Annotated in this window: 19 protein-coding genes and 2 pseudogenes; 7 read left to right on the plus strand and 14 right to left on the minus strand. The window is 41.2% G+C overall.

Translation table 11 applies throughout. The annotated features are described in order from the left end of the window. The first annotated feature begins 40 nt into the window (after positions 1 to 40). Positions 41 to 832, plus strand: a complete 792-nt coding sequence (locus tag Q0465_RS03740; protein WP_298613002.1) for a nucleotidyl transferase AbiEii/AbiGii toxin family protein — start codon at positions 41 to 43, stop codon at positions 830 to 832. Positions 833 to 880: 48 nt separating this feature from the next. Here the strand turns inward: Q0465_RS03740 and Q0465_RS03745 are convergent. From Q0465_RS03745 to Q0465_RS03755, 4 genes and pseudogenes are all read right to left on the minus strand, one after another. Then, positions 881 to 1,096 (minus strand): annotated as a pseudogene (locus Q0465_RS03745) (DNA-binding protein); the annotation flags it as partial. Positions 1,097 to 1,137: 41 nt separating this feature from the next. After that, positions 1,138 to 1,305 (minus strand): annotated as a pseudogene (locus tag Q0465_RS13665) (hypothetical protein); the annotation flags it as partial. Between the two features lie 24 nt (positions 1,306 to 1,329). Next, complete coding sequence (locus Q0465_RS03750; RefSeq protein WP_298613004.1) at positions 1,330 to 2,631, minus strand: MBL fold metallo-hydrolase; 1,302 nt, start codon at positions 2,629 to 2,631, stop codon at positions 1,330 to 1,332. Between the two features lie 46 nt (positions 2,632 to 2,677). Then, on the minus strand, positions 2,678 to 2,839 hold the full coding sequence (locus Q0465_RS03755) for a hypothetical protein (protein WP_298613007.1): 162 nt from the start codon (positions 2,837 to 2,839) through the stop codon (positions 2,678 to 2,680). Positions 2,840 to 2,961: 122 nt separating this feature from the next. On the opposite strand from Q0465_RS03755, the gene Q0465_RS03760 reads away from it, so the two are divergent. Both Q0465_RS03760 and Q0465_RS03765 read left to right on the plus strand, forming a co-directional pair. Continuing rightward, positions 2,962 to 3,858 carry an AraC family transcriptional regulator gene (locus Q0465_RS03760; RefSeq protein WP_298613010.1) on the plus strand — a complete coding sequence of 299 codons (897 nt, stop codon included), beginning with the start codon at positions 2,962 to 2,964 and terminating at the stop codon, positions 3,856 to 3,858. A 92-nt stretch (positions 3,859 to 3,950) separates the two neighbouring features. After that, on the plus strand, positions 3,951 to 4,799 hold the full coding sequence (locus Q0465_RS03765) for an AraC family transcriptional regulator (RefSeq protein WP_298613012.1): 849 nt from the start codon (positions 3,951 to 3,953) through the stop codon (positions 4,797 to 4,799). A 248-nt stretch (positions 4,800 to 5,047) separates the two neighbouring features. Here the strand turns inward: Q0465_RS03765 and Q0465_RS03770 are convergent, their stop codons facing one another. The 3 genes from Q0465_RS03770 to Q0465_RS03780 are packed head-to-tail and all read right to left on the minus strand — an operon-like array spanning position 5,048 to position 8,386. Beyond that, positions 5,048 to 6,229: an ABC transporter permease gene (locus Q0465_RS03770; RefSeq protein WP_298613015.1), complete on the minus strand. Its 1,182-nt coding sequence runs from the start codon at positions 6,227 to 6,229 to the stop codon at positions 5,048 to 5,050. After that, a complete protein-coding gene (locus Q0465_RS03775) occupies positions 6,226 to 6,870 on the minus strand; it encodes an ATP-binding cassette domain-containing protein (RefSeq protein WP_298613018.1) in 645 nt (214 codons plus the stop codon). The genes Q0465_RS03770 and Q0465_RS03775 overlap by 4 nt, the downstream gene beginning before the upstream one ends. A 16-nt stretch (positions 6,871 to 6,886) precedes the next feature. Further along, positions 6,887 to 8,386, minus strand: coding sequence for a DUF4836 family protein (locus Q0465_RS03780; RefSeq protein ID WP_298613021.1), 1,500 nt, complete (start codon positions 8,384 to 8,386; stop codon positions 6,887 to 6,889). Positions 8,387 to 8,651: 265 nt separating this feature from the next. Between Q0465_RS03780 and Q0465_RS03785 the strand changes: the two genes are divergently transcribed. Continuing rightward, entirely contained in the window at positions 8,652 to 9,317 is a 666-nt protein-coding gene (locus tag Q0465_RS03785) for a superoxide dismutase (protein WP_298613023.1), read from the plus strand. Between the two features lie 59 nt (positions 9,318 to 9,376). Here Q0465_RS03785 and Q0465_RS03790 read toward each other — a convergent pair whose 3' ends face one another. From Q0465_RS03790 to Q0465_RS03815, 6 genes are all read right to left on the minus strand, one after another. Next, complete coding sequence (locus tag Q0465_RS03790) at positions 9,377 to 11,530, minus strand: S46 family peptidase (RefSeq protein ID WP_298613026.1); 2,154 nt, start codon at positions 11,528 to 11,530, stop codon at positions 9,377 to 9,379. Positions 11,531 to 11,557: 27 nt separating this feature from the next. Then, positions 11,558 to 12,166 carry a Maf family nucleotide pyrophosphatase gene (locus tag Q0465_RS03795; protein WP_298613028.1) on the minus strand — a complete coding sequence of 203 codons (609 nt, stop codon included), beginning with the start codon at positions 12,164 to 12,166 and terminating at the stop codon, positions 11,558 to 11,560. Between the two features lie 3 nt (positions 12,167 to 12,169). Then, positions 12,170 to 13,117: a geranylgeranylglycerol-phosphate geranylgeranyltransferase gene (locus Q0465_RS03800; RefSeq protein ID WP_298613031.1), complete on the minus strand. Its 948-nt coding sequence runs from the start codon at positions 13,115 to 13,117 to the stop codon at positions 12,170 to 12,172. Positions 13,118 to 13,209: 92 nt separating this feature from the next. Then, positions 13,210 to 13,737 carry an HAD family hydrolase gene (locus Q0465_RS03805; RefSeq protein ID WP_298613034.1) on the minus strand — a complete coding sequence of 176 codons (528 nt, stop codon included), beginning with the start codon at positions 13,735 to 13,737 and terminating at the stop codon, positions 13,210 to 13,212. Between the two features lie 28 nt (positions 13,738 to 13,765). Beyond that, a complete protein-coding gene (locus tag Q0465_RS03810) occupies positions 13,766 to 14,596 on the minus strand; it encodes a Rossmann-like and DUF2520 domain-containing protein (RefSeq protein WP_298613037.1) in 831 nt (276 codons plus the stop codon). Next, positions 14,586 to 15,077 (minus strand): hypothetical protein, encoded by a 492-nt coding sequence (locus Q0465_RS03815; RefSeq protein WP_298613040.1) that lies wholly within the window; start codon positions 15,075 to 15,077, stop codon positions 14,586 to 14,588. Before Q0465_RS03815 ends, Q0465_RS03810 begins: the two co-directional genes overlap by 11 nt. A gap of 119 nt (positions 15,078 to 15,196) precedes the next feature. On the opposite strand from Q0465_RS03815, the gene Q0465_RS03820 reads away from it, so the two are divergent. The 3 genes from Q0465_RS03820 (at position 15,197) to Q0465_RS03830 (ending at position 18,576) form a co-directional block, all read left to right on the plus strand. Further along, positions 15,197 to 15,985, plus strand: a complete 789-nt coding sequence (locus Q0465_RS03820; protein ID WP_298613043.1) for an aminotransferase class IV — start codon at positions 15,197 to 15,199, stop codon at positions 15,983 to 15,985. Between the two features lie 130 nt (positions 15,986 to 16,115). After that, positions 16,116 to 17,462, plus strand: coding sequence for a serine hydrolase (locus Q0465_RS03825; RefSeq protein WP_298613046.1), 1,347 nt, complete (start codon positions 16,116 to 16,118; stop codon positions 17,460 to 17,462). 1 nt (position 17,463) lies between these two features. Continuing rightward, positions 17,464 to 18,576, plus strand: a complete 1,113-nt coding sequence (locus Q0465_RS03830) for a glycerate kinase (RefSeq protein WP_298613049.1) — start codon at positions 17,464 to 17,466, stop codon at positions 18,574 to 18,576. Between the two features lie 61 nt (positions 18,577 to 18,637). Here Q0465_RS03830 and buk read toward each other — a convergent pair whose 3' ends face one another. Continuing rightward, positions 18,638 to 19,708 (minus strand): butyrate kinase, encoded by a 1,071-nt coding sequence (gene buk / locus Q0465_RS03835; protein WP_298613052.1) that lies wholly within the window; start codon positions 19,706 to 19,708, stop codon positions 18,638 to 18,640. Positions 19,709 to 19,897: the final 189 nt, after the last annotated feature.

Genomic DNA, 19,897 nt, shown 5'->3' on the forward strand with positions numbered 1-19,897 from the left:
CATGGAAAGTAATTAAAAATATAGAGATAGAAAGCGATTTATGATACCACGCCGATATATAGAAGAATGGAAAGCAGTTGCTCCTTGGCCAAATGATGCACAGGTAGAGCAAGATTTAGTTATTGCCAGGGCTTTGGTGGAAATATTTTCTGACGATCTGCTGAAAAAATCACTTGCTTTCAGAGGTGGCACTGCTTTGCATAAATTGTATTTGCAACCGCAAGTCCGCTATTCGGAAGATATAGATTTAGTGCAAATCAATTCAGAACCGATCAACCCGATATTAAAACAAATTCGTGAGCGGCTATCATTCCTTGGGACTAAGCGAACGGTAAAACAACATATTCACAACAACACTATTGTTTATCGTTTCGATACAAGCACACAGCCGATAATTAATATGCGTTTGAAAATAGAGATTAACACTCGAGAACACTTTACTGTGCTTGGCTTAAAGGAAATCCCATATAAAGTTGAGAACGGATGGTTTTCCAGTGAATGTAATTTGACAGGATATGAACTTGAAGAATTACTGGGAACAAAAATGCGTGCATTATATCAGCGTCGCAAAGGTCGTGATCTGTTTGATTTGTATTGGGCGATGATTCACCAAGATGTGAATACGGAAAAACTCATCAGTTGTTATAAAACATACATGGAGTACTCTGTAGGCAAACCTCCATCTCAGAAGCAGTTTCTTGCCAACATGGAAGAAAAATTACTTGACCGGGAATTTATGGAAGATATTCATGCTGTATTAAAGCCGGGAGCTGAATATGATAATAGCAAGGCTTGGGAATTAGTAAAGAAGAGATTGGTCGAAAGTGTATAAGATGAACAATACAAAACAAAATAGTAAACTACCAGAAGGATGGTCGTGGACGCCTGTGGTGTCCAGCACGTAGCGGAAGTAGCCCAGCCCCTTGATGTGTACGCTCTTGCCCTGCGACATACGGGTGTGCATCACGCCTGAGAGGTCACCCAGCACGGCTTGAACGTCGGAATTGCTTACTGTAGAGATTTTCGCCAGGTCTTTGGGTCTCCGTTTTCACCGGTTTGCCCTGCACAATGGCAGGGGGTAATAAACCGCTTGTTTCTTATGGCTGTCACAGTTACTTCTTCGCCTTCTGTATACTCATTTTCTACGAAAGACACGCTTCCTCCGTCACCAGCCGTTAGTGTCAGTGAATAACGATTTCCGGTCAAATGCTCCTCCTTGTCATCTGAACAGGCGGCCATACCGAATATCAGTGCAGCCACAGGTAATCCTTTGACCACATTTTTCAAAATACAGATTAATTTCATCTTTTACTCGTTTATAAATTATTGTTATTCATTTATGGGTTTGCGATACGCTTCTGCCGTCACCGCCTCCATCCACCGGATATGTCCTTTGTCCGTCCGGTCTGTTATGGACAAATGCACCAGGCGGCTGCCGGGAGTGGCACCATGCCAGTGTTTCACATTAGCGGGCGTATTGACCACATCTCCTTTCCGCACCAGTTGTTTCGGTTTCCCTTCTTCCTGATAATAACCTTCACCTTCCAGCATCACCTGATCCGCATCCGGGTGGATGTGCCAGTCGTTATGACTACCCGCCTCGAAAATCAAATGGTTTACATCGTAGTCCGGTTTATAGATCACGCCCGATATATAGATTCTCCCTGTATAATGTTCGGAAACAGCCTCTTTGCCCCGTTCGAATACCAGATTGCCAAGTTCCTGGTCTGCTGTCTTTGCTTTTTTCCCTTTATGAACCCCGCCGTTGAGTGTAAAAGGTTCTCCCGGCGCCAGCACATGAATACGCTCCGGATTCGTAATCAGCCCTTCCAGGCTGCGGGGATCCGGATTGAACGGCTTCATGCCGGGTGCATCCACTGTTCCCCAATGAGACAGCAACAGCTGTGCATCCGGATAGGCATTGGCTATTTTCACCGCCCCCTCCAGACCGATATGCCACGAATCATCCGAGAAATCAAAAAAGATCACATCCGGAGCAGGTAATTCGAGAAACTCGGGAAGAAAACGGGAATCTCCCGGTGCCCAGATTAAACCATCGGGCGTATCCAGCAGGAAACCGCAATAATCTTCCATTTTATATTCGCGTACCTTCCGGAACTCCTCCATTTCATTCTGCCAAGTATGGAAGGCCGGGGTCAGTGTTACAGAAACCGGCCCCACACGGAACGTTTCGCCAATGCCGTGGCCGAAGGAAGGCAACCCTTGCTTTTGCATCAACGTATCCACATAACGGGTGGAATGGTATTGACGGCACGCAGGCGCCATTTCCGTACAGGTGGGAATGCTGTAATGATCGTTATCGCAATGCGTAACCAATACGGCATCCAAATGGGGAACATCTTTGGGGAGAATCGGCGATTCTATCAGCACAGGCATATCAAAGCCTTTCAGCATCGGGTCTACCATCAGGCAGGTGCCCCGGCTGTTTACCAAAAATCCGGCGTTTCCCAGCCAGCGGATAACGGTGTGATCCGTCGGTTCGAACGCTTCCGCCCCGAAAGGTTGTGTTGGCGGAGGGGCAGCCTGTCCCTTTTCGTTATATACAGACTGGGCCTGCAAACTCACGACCGACACTGACAAGGCAGCAATTGCTAAAACGGTTATTTTCATATTCCTCTTATTCAATTGATATTTCATTCCAATTATGTCCAATCGTTCATTCGTTCATTCGCCCCTTACGGTTGCATTCACCGCCCCCTATTTCGTCACCGGATACAAAACGCAGGCTTGTAGCGGAATTTCTTTTGTCTGCTGCAAAATTATGCGCATACACAATCAGGGGTTGTATCCAATTTACGGATATTTGTACCACTATCATCGTTTCTGATAATCAACCCCTTATTTTTCAAAACGAATGCCGTATATTTGTAACACAGATGTTGAGGGGCCACCGGCCGGCAACATTCGAACGCAATAATCCGGACAATAAAATAATAGGTTATGGAAGAAATTATTAAAATAGACAGTGTAGACCGCTACAACAAAATCTTCGGACTTGAAACCAAACACCCTTTGGTGAGCGTGGTCGATCTTACCCAGGCTACCACCTGGCCTTTACGGGCAAGGTACAGATACGAAGTCTATGCCTTGTTCCTGAAAAATATTAAATGTGGCAACATCCGCTACGGCCGCCAAAATTATGACTACCAGGACGGAACCATTGTATGCTTTGCTCCCGGACAAATCGCCGATCTGGAGATGCTCGAAAATAGGCAGCCCAATGTGCAGGGACTCATTTTCCATCCCGACCTGATACGGGGAACGGCTCTCGGTCAAGAGATGCGCAACTACTCCTTTTTCTCCTATGAATCCAACGAAGCACTCCACCTTTCAGAAGAAGAACGACAAACCATTCTGGACGGCCTGCATAAAATACAAACCGAATTGCAGCATGCCATCGACAAACACAGCCGCCGCCTGATTTGCGCCAATATCGGCCTGCTGCTCGACTACTGTATGCGTTTCTACGAACGTCAGTTCGAAACACGCCGGGAAGTCAACAAAGACATCATCACCCGTTTCGAACAACTACTTGATGATTATTTCACGGGAGACACTCCGCAAAAAGAAGGATTGCCCTCGGTAAAATACTTTGCCGACAAAGTATTCCTTTCCCCCAACTATTTCGGCGACATGATCCGCAAACAAACAGGGAAGACAGCCTCCGATTATATACAAGACAAAATAATAGACCTCGCTAAACAGGCGTTGCTCTCCTCCGGCAAAACAATGACACAAATAGCCTATGACCTCGGATTCCAGTATCCGCAACATCTCAGCCGCACCTTCAAAAAAGTAGTCGGATTGACTCCTAACGAATACCGGATGCAGAGCTAGTGCAAACCGCATAAGGTGTGAAAAGCCATAAAGGGTCACCACCGTTACGGCTTTTTGTACATCTGCAAATCCTGATATAAGATATTCAATATATGCAAAAAGAAAGCACATATCCGGATCTTTACATTGCCGGAGATACAGATACCCGTACCCTCATCCCGGGCCTTTGCATGCAGGGATATTATGTCCTCCTGTTGCGCAATCGTGCTCCCGAAAACGAAACCTGGTTCGGACGCCGCTATTACGATTACAGCGATGCTACACTCACCTGCTGCCGTCCGGGATTGTCCCAATCCGCTGTCTATATGAAAAATCCCTTAGATTGCCGGTGGATTGTAGCTTTCCGGCCGGAACTGTTCGAAGAAGCCCCCTCTGAAAAGGATCTCTCCGACTATACTTTTTTTGCCTATCAGCCGCAGGAAGCACTCCATTTATCGGTTGCGGAAACCCATGTCCTTGTAGAATGTATAGAAGACATCTGCGTCGAACTCCGGCGTCCCAGGGATCAGTACAGCAGCTGCATCCTCGCAAGACACATCGGCCGCATTCTCGATTACACCGTACGTTTCTACGAAAGGCAATTCATCACCCGGGAATGGGCCGTTGAAAAAACCATTACTGCTTATGACCACTTACTCCGGCAGTATATGGAAACCGGACAGCTGCGTACCCGGGGCCTTCCTGATGCTAAGTACTGTGCTGACCGTCTTCGCCTGTCGGAAGCCTGTTTATGCGACATGCTTAAGCAAAAAACAGGCCATACCCACGACAATTACGTCCAGATCAAACGCATCGAAATAGCAAAATGCAGGCTAACCACGCTGAAACTCCCCCTGCAGCAAATCGTGACCGACCTCGGCTTCCCCTCCATCCAGTATTTCAACTACCTGTTCAAAAAGCTGACCGGATGTTCGCCTAATGGTTGTGAATTTCCCAACTGATAAAAAATAAAACGACACCGCTATCCTGCTTTTTATTCTCTCTTCACCCCTATACACTCCGAATGCCGGCTCTCCACTACGGATTATCGTTCAGAATCGTCTGATGCACTGCCTTTCCCTGTTTCCCAAAAATCCCCCGGAAATATTTATCTTTCCGAGGGATTAACCAAAGTCTTTTTTCAGCAGAATCGCTGGTCCCGGTTTTTATTTCCCAGCCGGCAGGTTTATGTACCGGTCGGACCTATTCGCTATAATTTATTTATTTTGGATCGGATGACAACTATATTCAGTAAAGAGACCACACTAAACAAAGTTACTCCTATCCCCCACAACAAACCGCTGCTTCCGGGAACAAAATCGGGCCAGATTTCCTTTAACCAACCAATATAGTAATACCGCATCAGAAAAACGGCAATTAAAGCAATACAAAAAACAACTCCATTCAAGGCCAGTGTCAGATTTTGATAAGGCCGTGCAATTTGAGTGGTCCGGTAGCCAATCAATATTAAATTTTGAAGTTTAACGTTGTTTTTTTGCAATAGCAGAAAAATACTCAGCATTAATATATACAAAGACAAGGCGCATATAATTAATCCGATTACAATGACAGCACTGGTCAGTGTATTGAGGAACCACATGGTTTTTCCAGCATCCAGTTTTCCGTCTTCCGTTTCGTAATTTTTCCCTTTAAAATAATGAACAATATGCGGATCCGCCGGATTCCCGGCTTCCACAATTAACCTGGAAAAACCGACAGGTTTTTCCGGAGCAAAAGTCCGGTTAGCCCAATCCATAAATTGCTGGGGGACCAGGATGGTATTGAGGCGGTCGGAAAATCCGACAATGCGTCCTTCGAAATTTTGACGTTTTTCCTTTCCTCTCAGTTCTATCTGCAGGCGCAAAGAACCGATTACTCTTTCTGAAAGCTTGGGAAGATTCCGGGCCTGGGCAAATCCGAAATTATAAAGATTTAAATAATTCCGGGGAATAATTATCGGGATCACTCCTTCTGCAGCATCAAATTTCCAGGAGGTAGTCGTGACATCAACATATTCGTCCGGAACGGATTCAAAAAACATTTCGGTAGCAAAGCCCCGGCCTCCCATATTTATTCCTGCCGTTACTCCGTATCCGGAAGGTGTAAATCCGTTGGCCTTTCTGACAAAAGACTGTTGCCTGATTTCTTCTATTTCTTCCGGAGTAAAAATACTCCCGTTGCCTGCAAGCGAATTGTAAGCATTTATTTTCTTGGTGAGGATCAGATAATCTTTGTTGAGAAAGCTTTCCCCTCCGCTGAATAACGGGCGAAGGTCCGAATAAACCTGCACAGACAGCAATACAATAAACATACCTGCCAGATTCGCAACAAAAAAACCCGTCAGCTGCGATTTACTGATGTGCTGACGTAATAATTTCCACACCAAATTCATAATTGCAAAATTTTATCATACTGAATATTCAGCGGATTTCCGATTGAAGTAACAATCACTCCGGCCCCTTGTTGTTCTATTTCCTTTGTGAGTAATTCCCCGATAATCCGGTTATTATTTACATCCAAATGACTGACAGGTTCATCTAATAAAATAAAATCAAAAGGCTGGCATAAAGCCCGGATAAATGCAATTCTTTGCTGTTGCCCGAACGATAATTTGGCTACAGGAATATTTTTTTTGTCTTCTATATCGAGTAAATGAAAACAATTTTCAATCCATTCAGGGGTTTTATAAGCGGTCAGGTTATTTTTTATCAGAATATTTTCCCAGGCGGTCAGTTCGGGGAAAAGACGTAATTCCTGAAAAAGAATGCCTAAAGATACTTTCCTCCATTCTGCCCATTGTGCTTTCGAAAAATTCCGGATATCTTCCCCGTCAAAATATATTGTCCCCTGATAATCGGATCTGTATCCGTACAGGTAACTGCAAAGCGAAGATTTACCTGCTCCAGAAACGGCTTCCAGCAAACAGACCTCTCCTTTCGTAAAAGAAATCTTTTTATACCATATTCCGGAATCTTTTTTTTCTCTCTGACTAAAAACTTCGGGGATAACCTGCAATAAGCTAATCTCTTTCATTTAATACGGAATTAAATTATTTTCTTGCTGCTTCCAGCAGGGTTTTCAGACTGTTTTGTTCTTTATTCTGCAAATATATACGTAAAACAGCTTTTTCCGGACTTTCCTGACAGACTTCTATACTATTGCATTCGGACAAAAGTTGTAAAATTAAAGTTCCTGCACCATGTTTCCACTGGGAAAGACTTAATTGAATAAGAGGGGACTCTATTATAGATTCTACATTCATAAAAGCTCCTATATAAGAGTTTGCCAGACGAGTAAAATAGGGTGAATTGCGCAGGGGATCAGCCACTTTTTCCCCGACATTTTTATAAACTGAATTGTCGTTGGTAATATAAAAAAGGCCCTTTTTTATTCCCGTATAAACATTCATATTCATCATTGTAACATTTATTTCATACCTATCGTTTCCCGTCTTTCTTACTTGTACGAAATTCCCGAATTCCCTTTCAACTAACTGAATTATGTATTCTAATGGGTAATTATTGCCAACTTCTGCATACAACAATACAGAAGGTATTCCGATAGGGGAAATATTCAGATAACCCAGAGCGCATTCTCCATCCAGAGCCGACAACATTTTTTGTAAGTCTGCTTTCTGTTGCTGATTCCGGATGTTCCATTTATCTACATTTTCTGCGATTTTCGGTCCGTTCAGGTTTGTCGACATATACAATAGAGCAGAAGCCGGATAGAGATCTGCTAAAACGTTTTTTTCTTTTCTTAGGAATTTATATTTTTCCGACAGTTGATCCTGCACACTGCGGTCCGTAGTGAAATAAGAACAATAGGCATTTATCAAGCCCTTTTCAAAATGTATCCCGCCTAATATTTCGACCTTGGAAAGATTTATTTCCGGGGAAAACAACATATAATCTTCTCCTGCTAACTGGTTTTTCGTCAGAAAAGCGATATCCTCTGCCGAGGAGCGTAGTTTTGCAAACCCTTCCTGCCGGCTCAGGCTGTTTTCGGGAGATAAATTCATTAAACCGGCAGCATAACTGTCAATATCTGAAACCCCTTTCAAAGTAGTTATACACAATAATACAGACTCATTGAAATAACACACCAAACGTTGATTTAAAACAGCATGCCGATAACCCTTTGCATCCGTTTCTACCGTAAATCCCAAATCTTTTAAAGCTTTTTCAGTTTTAGTATACTCAGAAACTTTTGCAACCACCCCGATACGGCCAGCCAGAGATTCTGAAAAAATATAAAGGTTTTCTTCCAGATTTAATCCGTATTCCCGTCCGTTTTTCAATATTATTTCCAGCTGTCTGGCAATATCCTGATCCAGTTGTTTCTGAAACAAGGCCAGGAATGAGACTATATTTTGATCTCCCCCCGCTTTTTCCACGATCTGATTTACCTTTACAGAAAAGACATTGTACGCCTCTTCCGGAATGATCTGGTAATAAGGAACTGCAGATTCCTGTTTCTGACAAGCTGTGAGCAAAACGGTTAAAATAACTCCTAAGAATATTCTCAAACTCAAAAACGTATTTTTCATAACGGACGAATTTTATACTTTTGAAGGTAAAAGTACATATAAAAAACTGAATAATGAAATTTCGGATGACGGAACAGAACTGGAATACATTATGAATTCAAATAGGTTTCTATTAAAAAAATCTGATCATTTATTATAAAACATAAATAAAGTCGGGCTTATAATTATGGGTAACATCTTCTATATAAAAGAGAAGAAACTTTCTCATATCAATAGCGTTTAAAAGAAAAAGAATAAACCAGAAGAATTAATTTAAAATAGTACTATGAAAACGGAAAAATCAATTTCAAGCTGCGTATTACTTTTGTCGAAAGAAGTAAATGAAAAGGATCAGAATAATCAATTCCGGTTATTACCCCCTTTATACCCGGAAGACGCTTACGAGCCCTATATGAGTAAACAAACCGTTCAGTTCCATTATGGAAAACACCTGCTGGGGTATATCGAAAATACCAATAAGCTGATTGCAGACACGGAGTTCGCAGATAGGACGATAGAGGAAATCATGTTGAATTCTTCCGGCAAATTATTCAATAACTCGGCTCAGGTATTCAACCATTATTTTCAATTCGAAGCTCTTCGGCCGGCTAAAGAAGGGAAAGCAGAACTTCCTAAAAAATTGAATGAAAAAATAGAAGAGAGTTTCGGAAGTTTGGAAGATTTTAAAAAGAAATTTTCAGAAGCCGCTGTGTCCCTGTTTGGGTCCGGTTATGCCTGGTTGATTGCCGGAGAAAATGGAAAATTGGAAATTGTACAGACAAAAAATGCAGAAAATCCGCTTATTCAAGGCAAAAAACCAATTTTAAATTTGGATGTATGGGAACATGCTTATTATCTGGATGTACAGAATTTAAGGGCGAAATATGTAGAAAGTTTCTGGAATATTGTAGATTGGGAAAAAGTAGAAAAGAGAATGCTTTGCAAAGAATAAAAAACGGAAACAGGATTTACGATAGTGTTCTGAAAACAAAATCGTAAATCCTATCCGGATTACCACATTATCTCCATTTCCTCCATTAAGTGACTGGCACCGGCTAATTTATCCATGATAAAAAGCACATAGCGAATGTCCACGGCAATGTTCCTGCATATTTCCGGATCATATTGCATATCGGACATTACTCCGTCCCAGGCCCTGTCAAAATTGAGGCCGATTAAATATCCCTCTGCATTTAAAACACAGCTTCCGGAGTTTCCACCTGTAGTATGGTTACTAGCTATAAAACAGACCGGAACTTCTCCATTCTGCGTATAGGGACCGAAATCCCGGGCTTTATACAAATCCCTTAATTTTTGAGGTACATTGTAATCATATATAGCGGGATTATCTTTTTCCATAATTCCTTTTAAGGTCGTATAATATAGATATTCTACGGCATCCTGAGGCGAATACCCTCCGATTTGTCCGTAGGCCACTCTCAGCGTTGAATTTGCATCGGCATAAAAAGTTTTCTCCGGTTGCATTTCCATTAAACCGGCCAACCACAACCGGTTGAGGCGGGTAAGTTCTTTCTCAATTTTAGAAAGTTCCGGACGGATCCGGGTCTTATTAAATTCTGTTATTGAGTTGGCTAGTTGATAAGCCGGATCTTTTCTTAATTTTTCTGCAGACTTTTTGTTCAGTTTTTCAATAAAGTCGTATGTTCTGACCGGGTTCCCGCAGACAGAACGCTGAAATAATTTTCCTGCATATTCTTTATAACTGCCTGATTTAGCCGCTTCGGCTACTTTAAGGGGAATCCAACTTTGGGGAAGATTGGAATTGTATAATTTCATCATTTCCGCCAGTAACTGCTGATCCACTCCGGCATCATAATCTTTAAAGAAATCTTCTGCTCTCTTCTTTAACTTCGCTTTGTAAGCTTCCTTATCTTCAGCTTTTTCATAACCGAGGACATCCGTATAAAGGGATTGGGCAAAAGAAATAATTTCAGCTCCTTTTTTCCCTGCTTCTGTCAGGTATACAAAAGCAAGTATCAGGTCTTTCCGTTGTTCATACAGTTCCCGGTATTCACTCAATAATCCTTCATATTCGTTTTTACCTTGGGACCAAGCTCCGAATTCTTTTTCCAGCTGCTGTTTATTCTCTATCGTATTGAAGCGCTTTAATCCTTTATTTTCTCCTTGCCACCTCTTCCATGAATTAGCGACGCTGGCAGCTTTGGCCGCATATTTGATCCGCAGAGCTTCATCAGAATTCATAGCTGCATTCATAATTTCCAGAATAGCTGTCCGAATCGCTATTTTATGCGGGTTCTCTATGTCAACTAACTGGGCTATAGCATAAGAAGGTAAATATTCAACCGTCGTTCCCGGATATCCGAATACCATGGTAAAATCTCCCTTTTCCAATCCCCCTGCAGATACTTTAAAGAATGTAGCGGGCTGATAGGGCTTGTTCTGTGCAGCATATCCGGCCGGTTCATTGTTGGCTCCGGCATATATTCTCAATACCGAAAAATCTCCCGTATGCCGGGGCCACATCCAATTGTCCGTATCTCCGCCGAATTTACCGATAGCTGAAGGAGGGGCACCCACTAAACGAACGTCTTTATAAATACGATATACCGACATAAAAAATTGATTTCCGTTAAAATAAGGTTTTATATTAGCGGACAAATCCGTACCAGCCACTGCTTGCATTTCTAAGCGAAGGCTTTCTTCCTGTATGGCTTTTTTTCTTTCCGTTTCACTCATCCCTTCTTTCAGTACGGCGTTTATTTGATCCGTTACATCTTCCATCCTCACTAAAACAGAAGCCGTAATGCCGGGATTAGGCAGTTCTTCACTTTTATTCCGGGCCCAGAAACCATCTCTCAGATAATTATGTTCCAAAGAAGAATGAGCTTGAATCATACCAAAAGCACAATGGTGGTTGGTGATTAACAATCCTTCCCCACTTACTAGATTCCCGGTACAAAAATGATGAAACGGCTGGCCTTCCCGTCCCAATCCGACGACAGCATCTTTTAAAGATGCCTGATTGATATTGTAAACATCTTCTGCTGTCAATTTAAATCCCTTTTTCTGCATGTCTTCTATATTGTATTTTTTCAACAACAGAGGGATCCACATGCCTTCGTCTGCTTGGCAAAAGGGCGGAAACATCAGCCCGGCCAAAAATAGTAAGATCAGTTTTTTCATAAATAATTTTTATTTATCAGATTTAATTTATTCAATTCCCTGTTTTCCGGAACATTCAGCTAAAAATGTCATACCCAAATTTTTCAATTGACAATATAATGTTTGTACCGGAAGTCCCATTACGTTATAAAACGAACCTTCTATGCGTTCTATTCCGATGTAACCAATCCATTCCTGGATTCCATAAGCTCCGGCCTTATCATAAGGTTTATAAACCTCTACATAATATTCGATTTCTTCCCGCGTCAATGTACGGAAATACACATCTGTAGAAACGGAAAAACACTTTTGTTCGTCTAAAGTAGTCAGACATACTCCTGTGATGACAGTATGTTTATTTCCTGATAATTCTTCTAATATACGGATGGCATCTGCTTTGTCCCGGGGTTTTCCCACTTTCTTGTTGTGAATGCATACAATGGTATCTGCCGTTATCAACAGTTCATCTTTTGCCTGCTCGCCCCGGAAAGCAGAAGCCTTCAATCTGGCTAAATACAGGGGAATATTTTCAACTTCCAGCTCAGAAGGATAAATTTCTTCTACTTCTTTACAGCGGACTTCGAATTGTAATCCGGCAGCCCGCATTAATTGCTGCCGTCTGGGAGATGAAGATGCCAAAATTAATTTATAAACCATAATTTAAAGGATAGATGTAGTTTTCAGTACACAATTAATAATAAAAGCAAAAGCAATCCCTGCAACCATGATGAAACGGATCGTTCCCAATTGCAGCATACGTTTACTCCGGGAGTTTATGATATGATACAAATAAAATAAATACGGTAATTCTATAGCCAGAAGAATATAGGTAAGCGTATATGCAGAATGAGGAAATACTTTCAAATCCAGCAGAATGACACTGAGCATACATATTCCGACAATTGTTCCCATCAGATAGCGTGCCGTTTTTCTACCCCACTTCAGCGGAACAGTTACTATTCCTTTTTCTATGTCTCCGCTCATCGTATAATTATCTTTATTTATCTCATAAATAAATGTGTTCACTATCAGAAAAATAGAAAAGCCAAGTACCCACTTATACAAAAATGTAAAGTCCGGAGAAAATGCCATTTGCATATAAGCTTTTTCCAATAAAGGAATTTCAAATACGACTACGCTTAAAGGAATAAGTCCTACCAAAACAGCAACAATCACATTTCCCAGCAGAAGATATTTTTTATAACAACTGGAATAGAACCACAACACACCTGAAATCAGAAAAAACAGCAGGCTGATTTTCCATTTTCCCACCCCTAAACTCACATAAAAAGCCAAAACAATAGCTGTTATATTCAGTATAGCATGCAAAATAATAGCTGTTCTTCTGGTTATATGCCGTCCGACAATCACAACTTTTACACCGGATATCCGGTCCGTACGGGTATCAAAATAATCATTGATCACATAAGCGGCTGCCACCAAACAACAGACAGACAGGACCAACAGGAAAAATATTTCTTCAGGCATTTGTAAACAGAAACCATTTTTTATCAGTAAAGGTCTCAGGACAAAAAACCTTACCATATACATCACAAATAGGGTAAAAATAAGGGTACGGACCCGTATCAGTCTTAAAATTTCAAGCATATTTTATTGCACTAAAGAATTAAATAATCATATATAAAAATCTATATATAAATGTATTAATTCATCACACCATTTCTTTATCCCTTTTGAAACTACATGCTTTTGACATAGCAACTTGTGTCCATCCAGTCTCCCCTGGCTTTCAAAACCTGCGAAATAACATCCCTTACGCATCCCATACCTCCGTTCAGATCGGATATGTATTTTGAAATTGCTTTGATTTCTTCACAGGCATCAGCCGGACATACCGGAAGTCCTACCCGGGTCATTACATTATAGTCAGGTATATCATCCCCCATATACATAATTTCTTCCGCTTTCAAATCGTATTTGGAAATCAGTTCTTCCAAAGCTTCAACCTTATTTTCAATCCTCAGATAGATATCTTTTATTCCCAATTTTTTGAATCTCTCTTCTAAACCCGGAGAACCGCCTCCGGAAATAATGGCTAAAATATATCCTTTTTTACCGCTATACATCAAGGCATAACCATCTTTTGCACAGGAAGTCCGGATAAGTTCCCCTTCTGTTGAAAGACTCACTTCCTGACGGGACAACACCCCGTCCACGTCGAATACAAAAGCACGTATTTTTTTTAATTCTTCTTTGAAAAACGCCATTTTATTATATTTAATTGTTCTCTCTAGTTTACCACAATGTCCACATAGGAGCATCTGTCCGGGTTTCCTCTTTTTTTTCTTTTTTGGAATAAACATCCTGTATGGATTGCGATAATAACGCATATATCGATTGCATATTCCGGTTGTCTTTCAGCATATTCTTATGTAAATGCAGGATCGTATTATCTCCCCTTCTGCCAGGTCCCGTCTGCGCTTCTTCGGGAGTCAATAGCATGATTTTATGGGCCGTTTCAAAAATTAATGGTCTCAATAAATTGAAATCCAAATCCTCTTTTTCCAATATTTTCCCTGCAATATGATACAAATGATTTGTAAAATTATTGGCAAAAACAGCTGCCAAATGAAGTTTCTGACGTTTCTCTGAATTGATTTCGTAAACCCTGGAAGAAAGTTTACTGCCCAACAGAACCAGTGTTTTTAAAACCTCCCGGTCCGAAGCCTCAATACAAAGTGGAATCTCCCTAAAATCCAGGTTCCTGGTTTTGGAAAAAGTTTGTAGGGGATACAAAACCCCGTAATTCCGGGCGTAAGGTCTAAAAATATCGATAGATACACTTCCGGAAGTGTGTAAAACTAATGCATTTTCATTAATCCTTAAGCTCTTGTACACAGTTAATAAAGAATCATCATTTACACAAAATATATAAATATTTCCATCGGGATATACTGCGAAGGTATCAGAAGTATAGGTAATTCCCGTTTTTTTGCCCAGTTCCCGGGCAGATTCGAGAGTACGGCTATAAATCTGACACAGATTTAACCCGGCTTTCAATAAAGCGGGTGCTAAATGATGAGCGACATTTCCGGCTCCGATCAGTACAATTCTTTTATTCATCATCCCCGAATGCAATAGTTTTAGGCTTTAATTGTCCTTCTTTCAATAATAAAAGCAGTCTTTCACAGGCACGGCAAATATCCCTGTAGAATACCCCGGAAATCATCACCAATCGTCCTTCTTTCAGCGCCAGATGCTGATATTCTGCTGTATTTTCTCTTTCATTGAGCAAAAGTAACCGGCTTCCGGGAATAAAAGTATGTGTCATCTGGTTCCGTAAAGTCTGATAGAGATAATCGTTTTCGTTTAATAAACGATAACGTCCTCCCAACAAATATTTTACACAGGCAGCAAACCGTCTGGCTGCCTGACCTTTCGCTTTCATCGGTTTCTGGTCCAGAAATCCTCCTAACACCTCTATTGCCTGCCCCATTAATACAAACTGCATATAGGAAAGTCCGGCTTCCTGTAACTTCCCCAATTCAGCTATAACGACTTCCTGCAAAAAAGTCTCTGTTTTTTCAATCAACCCTTTATTTTCCATAACTGAGCCAAATTTAGTTCAAATTATTGAAAAAGCTTGTATAAGAAAAAGAAAAACTTTCACAGAGGCAGGAGAACATCCGAAGATACATTTTTGTAATTTTGTAAAAAATTGACACCATGATTTTAGTAAACAATCAGATTATTCACAAAGCAGATTTTTCAGAATCCCGGTTTAAAAAAGGGTTTAGTATATACGAAGTGATCCGTATTTTTAAAGGACATGCTATCTTCTTAAAGGATAATTTATTAAGATTAAGTAATTCCATTAAAAAATCAAATATTGACATCGATATCCGGGAACTCTGTATTGAGGACAAACTGAACCGCCTGGTTCAGTCAGAACATATTGAAGAAGGGAATATAAAATATGTGCTGCATCTTTCAGACGGAAAATGGGATGAGTATATGTACCAGATCCCCCACCATTATCCTACGGAAGAAAATTACAGAAACGGAGTAGATACGATTACCTGTGAAGCAATCCGGAATAATCCGGAAATAAAATACATCAATACCGATTTACGTACACGGACGGATCAACTTTTACAAAAATACCGGGTTTACGAGATTATTTTGAAAGATAAAGACGGGTGTGTCACTGAAGGATCCCGTTCCAATATATTTTTTATTAATGAAGGAGTACTTTATACGGCTCCGACTCCTTACGTTTTGCCGGGAACAGCCAGAAAAAGGGTTTTTGATATTTGTAATAAACATCAGATCCCGGTTCTGGAAAAAAGGATTCCGTATGATGAATTAAGAAATTACGAGTCGGCTTTTATCACGGGTACTTCTCCTTTGGTCTTACCGGTCCGGAAAATGGACGAGTTTATTTTCGATACCCGGAACAATCGTTTAAGGGAAATTATGGATTTATATTTCGCTCTGTTGGATAAGCTTTTTTAGTGTTTTTTGAGATTAAAAGTTTTTTTTTAAAATATCTTTTCTATAATATTGCAAATCATATCTATGCATATCTTATAATTTGCATTTGGAGACGTGCGGTGGAAGCAATTATAAGAAATTTAGTTTTGTAATGAAGTATATTGTTTTAACGATCGTTATATTTATTATTCTGTTTACCAAACCCTGGGAGATTAATTTCGCCGGGGGAACTCCTCTTCGGGATGACAGCACTTTACTCATGACAAACGCTGCGCGTTTTAAGATTCCCTTAAATATTTTCCCTATTGGTAAAGTAATTTGCAACCGGGATTCTGATTTTCCTGAAAGTGAAAAAATAGACCGGAGCATAGAACGTTTCATGCGATCCTGGTCGATTAAAGGAGCTTCTTTCGCTTTGATGAAAGACGGGAAACTCATTTACAGTAAGGGCTATGGCTATGCTGATGAAGAAGCCGGTATCAGGACAGATGTTCAGCATATTTTCCGGATTGCTTCTGTTTCCAAACTCATTACAGCAGTCGGGATCATGAAATTACAGGAAGAAGGAAAACTGCAGTTAAGCGACCGTGTTTTCGGTCCGGAAGGGATTTTAAAAGACAGTATTTTTTTGAATATAAAAGATAAAAAGGTAAAGAAAATTACGGTTGATCATTTACTTCGTCACCAGGCAGGTTTTTCAGGTGCCTACGGGGATCCTATGTTTTCCCCTTTGGAAATTGCCCGTAAAATGGACGTTCCTGCTCCTGCAGATTTGACAACAGTTATTCAATATGTATTGAAACGGCGTTTACATTATGCTCCGGGTACATCTACTCTTTATTCCAATATCGGATATGGCATATTGACAAAAGTCATTGAAAAAGCAAGCGGTATGGAATATGAAGAGTATATACGCACTCATGTTCTGCAACCGGCCGGTTGTTACGACATGCATCTTGGAAATAACCTTTACGAAGACCGTTTGCCGCATGAAGTCCGGTATTATGAGTCTTCTACTCCTGAGATGATTCCGGCTTGTAACGGAAGCGGGCAACTTGTTCCCAAATATTACGGAGGAAACAATATAGCAGGTCTTTACGGGGCCGGAGGCTGGGTAACATCGGCGAGTGAATTGCTGCGTTTCCTTTCCGCAATCGACGGAGACCCTGCTCTACCGGATATTTTACGGCCGGAAACGATAGCCCAAATGACTACCTATGCAGCAGATGCTCTTCCCATTGGCTGGATGCATGTTACTCCGAAGGGGGAATGGTGGAGAAGCGGTACGCTCTCCGGTACCAGTGTTTTGTTAAAAAAGCAAGCCGACGGATACGCTTGGGCATTCATCACCAATACCAGTAACTGGAAAGGACCCCGTTTCCCTTCTTATATCAACCAAATGGTTACGAATGCTTTGAAAAAAGTGGCGGAATGGCCGGAAAAGAATTTATTTGAATTGCAACATTACGAACCCCGTCGTTTTTTAGTATCCCAATAAATTGAATACTTCTGACAATCATACCGGAATCCTGCTTGCTCCGAATGCTTTTAAAGGGAGCTTGGATGCTTTTGAAGTCTGTTCACAACTCGTTCACGGATTGTCCGGCTATACGCTGTATTCTCTTCCTGCAGGAGATGGAGGGGACGGTACAGCGGCTATACTTGCTTCCTATCTGAAAGCGACCCCTGTTCCGATACAGGCCCAGGACGCGATCGGACGCCTTCACGATACTTTTTATTACCGGACCGGAGACTTGGCTATCATTGAATTGGCTTCGATATGTGGTTTAAAACTTTTACACAAAAGTGAATACAACGTATATCAGGCCCATACGGCAGGACTCGGCAGGACAGTCAACCACGCCCTGGAGAACGGAGTACGTAAGATATGGCTTTGTGTAGGAGGAAGTGCAAGCATTGACGGCGGCAGCGGAGCTTTGCAGGAAATGGGATTGCAGGAAATTAAATCATCTGATTACTATTCCAATCCTATCCTTGAAATAGAAAGCATTCATTCCGATTATTTAAAGGAAAAGTTTAAAAATATTGTTTTTACTGTCTTGTGCGATGTAGATACGGTTTTATGCGGTCCCCGCGGGGCAGCTGCTGTATTCGGTCCCCAAAAGGGTGCATCCGCCGAACAGATCAGCTTATTGGACCACAAACTTGAAAAATATGCTTCTCTCCTTTCGGAAAGTTCAGGGAAAGAAATATCAGGCCTGAAACACGGGGGTGCGGCCGGAGGAATTGCAGCAGCTTTTGCCGCCCTGTTAAATGCTGAACTGGTTTCAGGTTCTGAATTCTATCTGCATTATTCCGGTTTCAACCGATTGCTCACGCAATCTAAATGGGTAATTACAGGTGAAGGGCATATCGACCAGCAATCCCTCTACGGGAAAATCCCCGGCGTAATCGCAAAAATATGCAGACGACAAGGAATAAATGTGCTGGCTGTATGCGGTTCTGCTGAAACCGGAATGAAAGGTTTCGATCAGATTTTTGAACTTGTTTCCCACGCCCCTTCTGCAACAGAAGCTATACTGCATCCGGAACGCTATTTTCCGGCTTTATGCCGGGAAATAAAAAAATATCTCCTTTCTCACAGCAAATGACAAAAGTTCAAATGTTCCTGCAGAAATAACTCTTTCCGGACATTTGAACTTTTGAATGGATTTATTTGTATAATTTAGAATGTAATTGTCCCCTGAGCACCATCAAGCCGTTTAAGGCCAGAGCCCGCATTTCGTCTTCCCCGGGATAAATCTTTACGGGAGCTATAAACTGGATCATATCTGTAATATAATCGGTCACAGGCTTTCCGTATGCAATGCCTCCCGTGAGCAGGACCGCATCTACCTTCCCTTTCAATACAGCAGCCATAGCGCCTATTTCTTTGGCTACCTGATAACACATTCCTTCCTGAATCATAGCATAACGGGCATCCGTAACGGCTTTTTCCTCTACCATTCGCATATCATTGGTCCCCAAATAAGCTACTACACCCCCTTCTCCTTTCAATATTTTCTTTACTTCCCCTTTGGATTTACCGCTATAGCACAATTCAACCAACGCTCCTGTTGGAAGTCCTCCGGAACGTTCCGGAGAAAAAGGACCGTCCCCATCCAATGCATTATTAGTATCAATCACTTTTCCTTTACAATGGGCACTGACAGAAATTCCTCCTCCCATATGGGCGACAATCAGATTTAACTCTTCATATTTTTTGCCCACTTCCGCAGCGTAAGTACGGGCAATGGCTTTTTGATTTAAAGCGTGAAAAATGGAAACTCTCGGTAAAAGAGGATGTCCGCTAAGACGGGCAAGAGGCTGTAGTTCGTCTACAACTACAGGGTCTGCAATATAAGCTTTGGCCCCGTTTTGTAAACTTTGAGCTATGTCGTGCGCTATTAATCCTCCCAGATTCGATGCATGTTCTCCCATTACAGGGACTTCTAAATCCCGTATCATTTCAGCATTTACTTCGTAAATTCCGGACTCGATCGGTTTAATTAGTCCTCCCCTTCCAACGATTGCATTGATTTCTGTAAGAGCAATACCGGCTTCTTTTAAAGTAGAAAGAATAATATCTTTACGGTAACTGAACTGAGAAGCAATAGTGGAAAAACTCCCGATTTCCGCTGCAGAATGACGGATCGTCTTAACAAAAACCTGTTGTTCGTCTTCAAAAATCGCGATCTTGGTCGAAGTTGACCCCGGATTAATCGCTAAAATTTTATAAGCCATATCTTCGCTGTTGTTTAAAAATTAAATTAATTTGATTACAAAAGTTGCGAATTGTAATCAAAAATCAAAGAAAAAAAACAAATACTTTTTTATACCGGCTTGAAAAGTCGAAATACAGGCTATGGTGAAAGAATATTCCGGTTTTAAATATTTTCTTTTTTATTTTTAAATAATTTTGATTAATAATAA

It is taken from the genome of uncultured Odoribacter sp. (assembly GCF_937966165.1).
GTDB lineage: Bacteria > Bacteroidota > Bacteroidia > Bacteroidales > Marinifilaceae > Culturomica.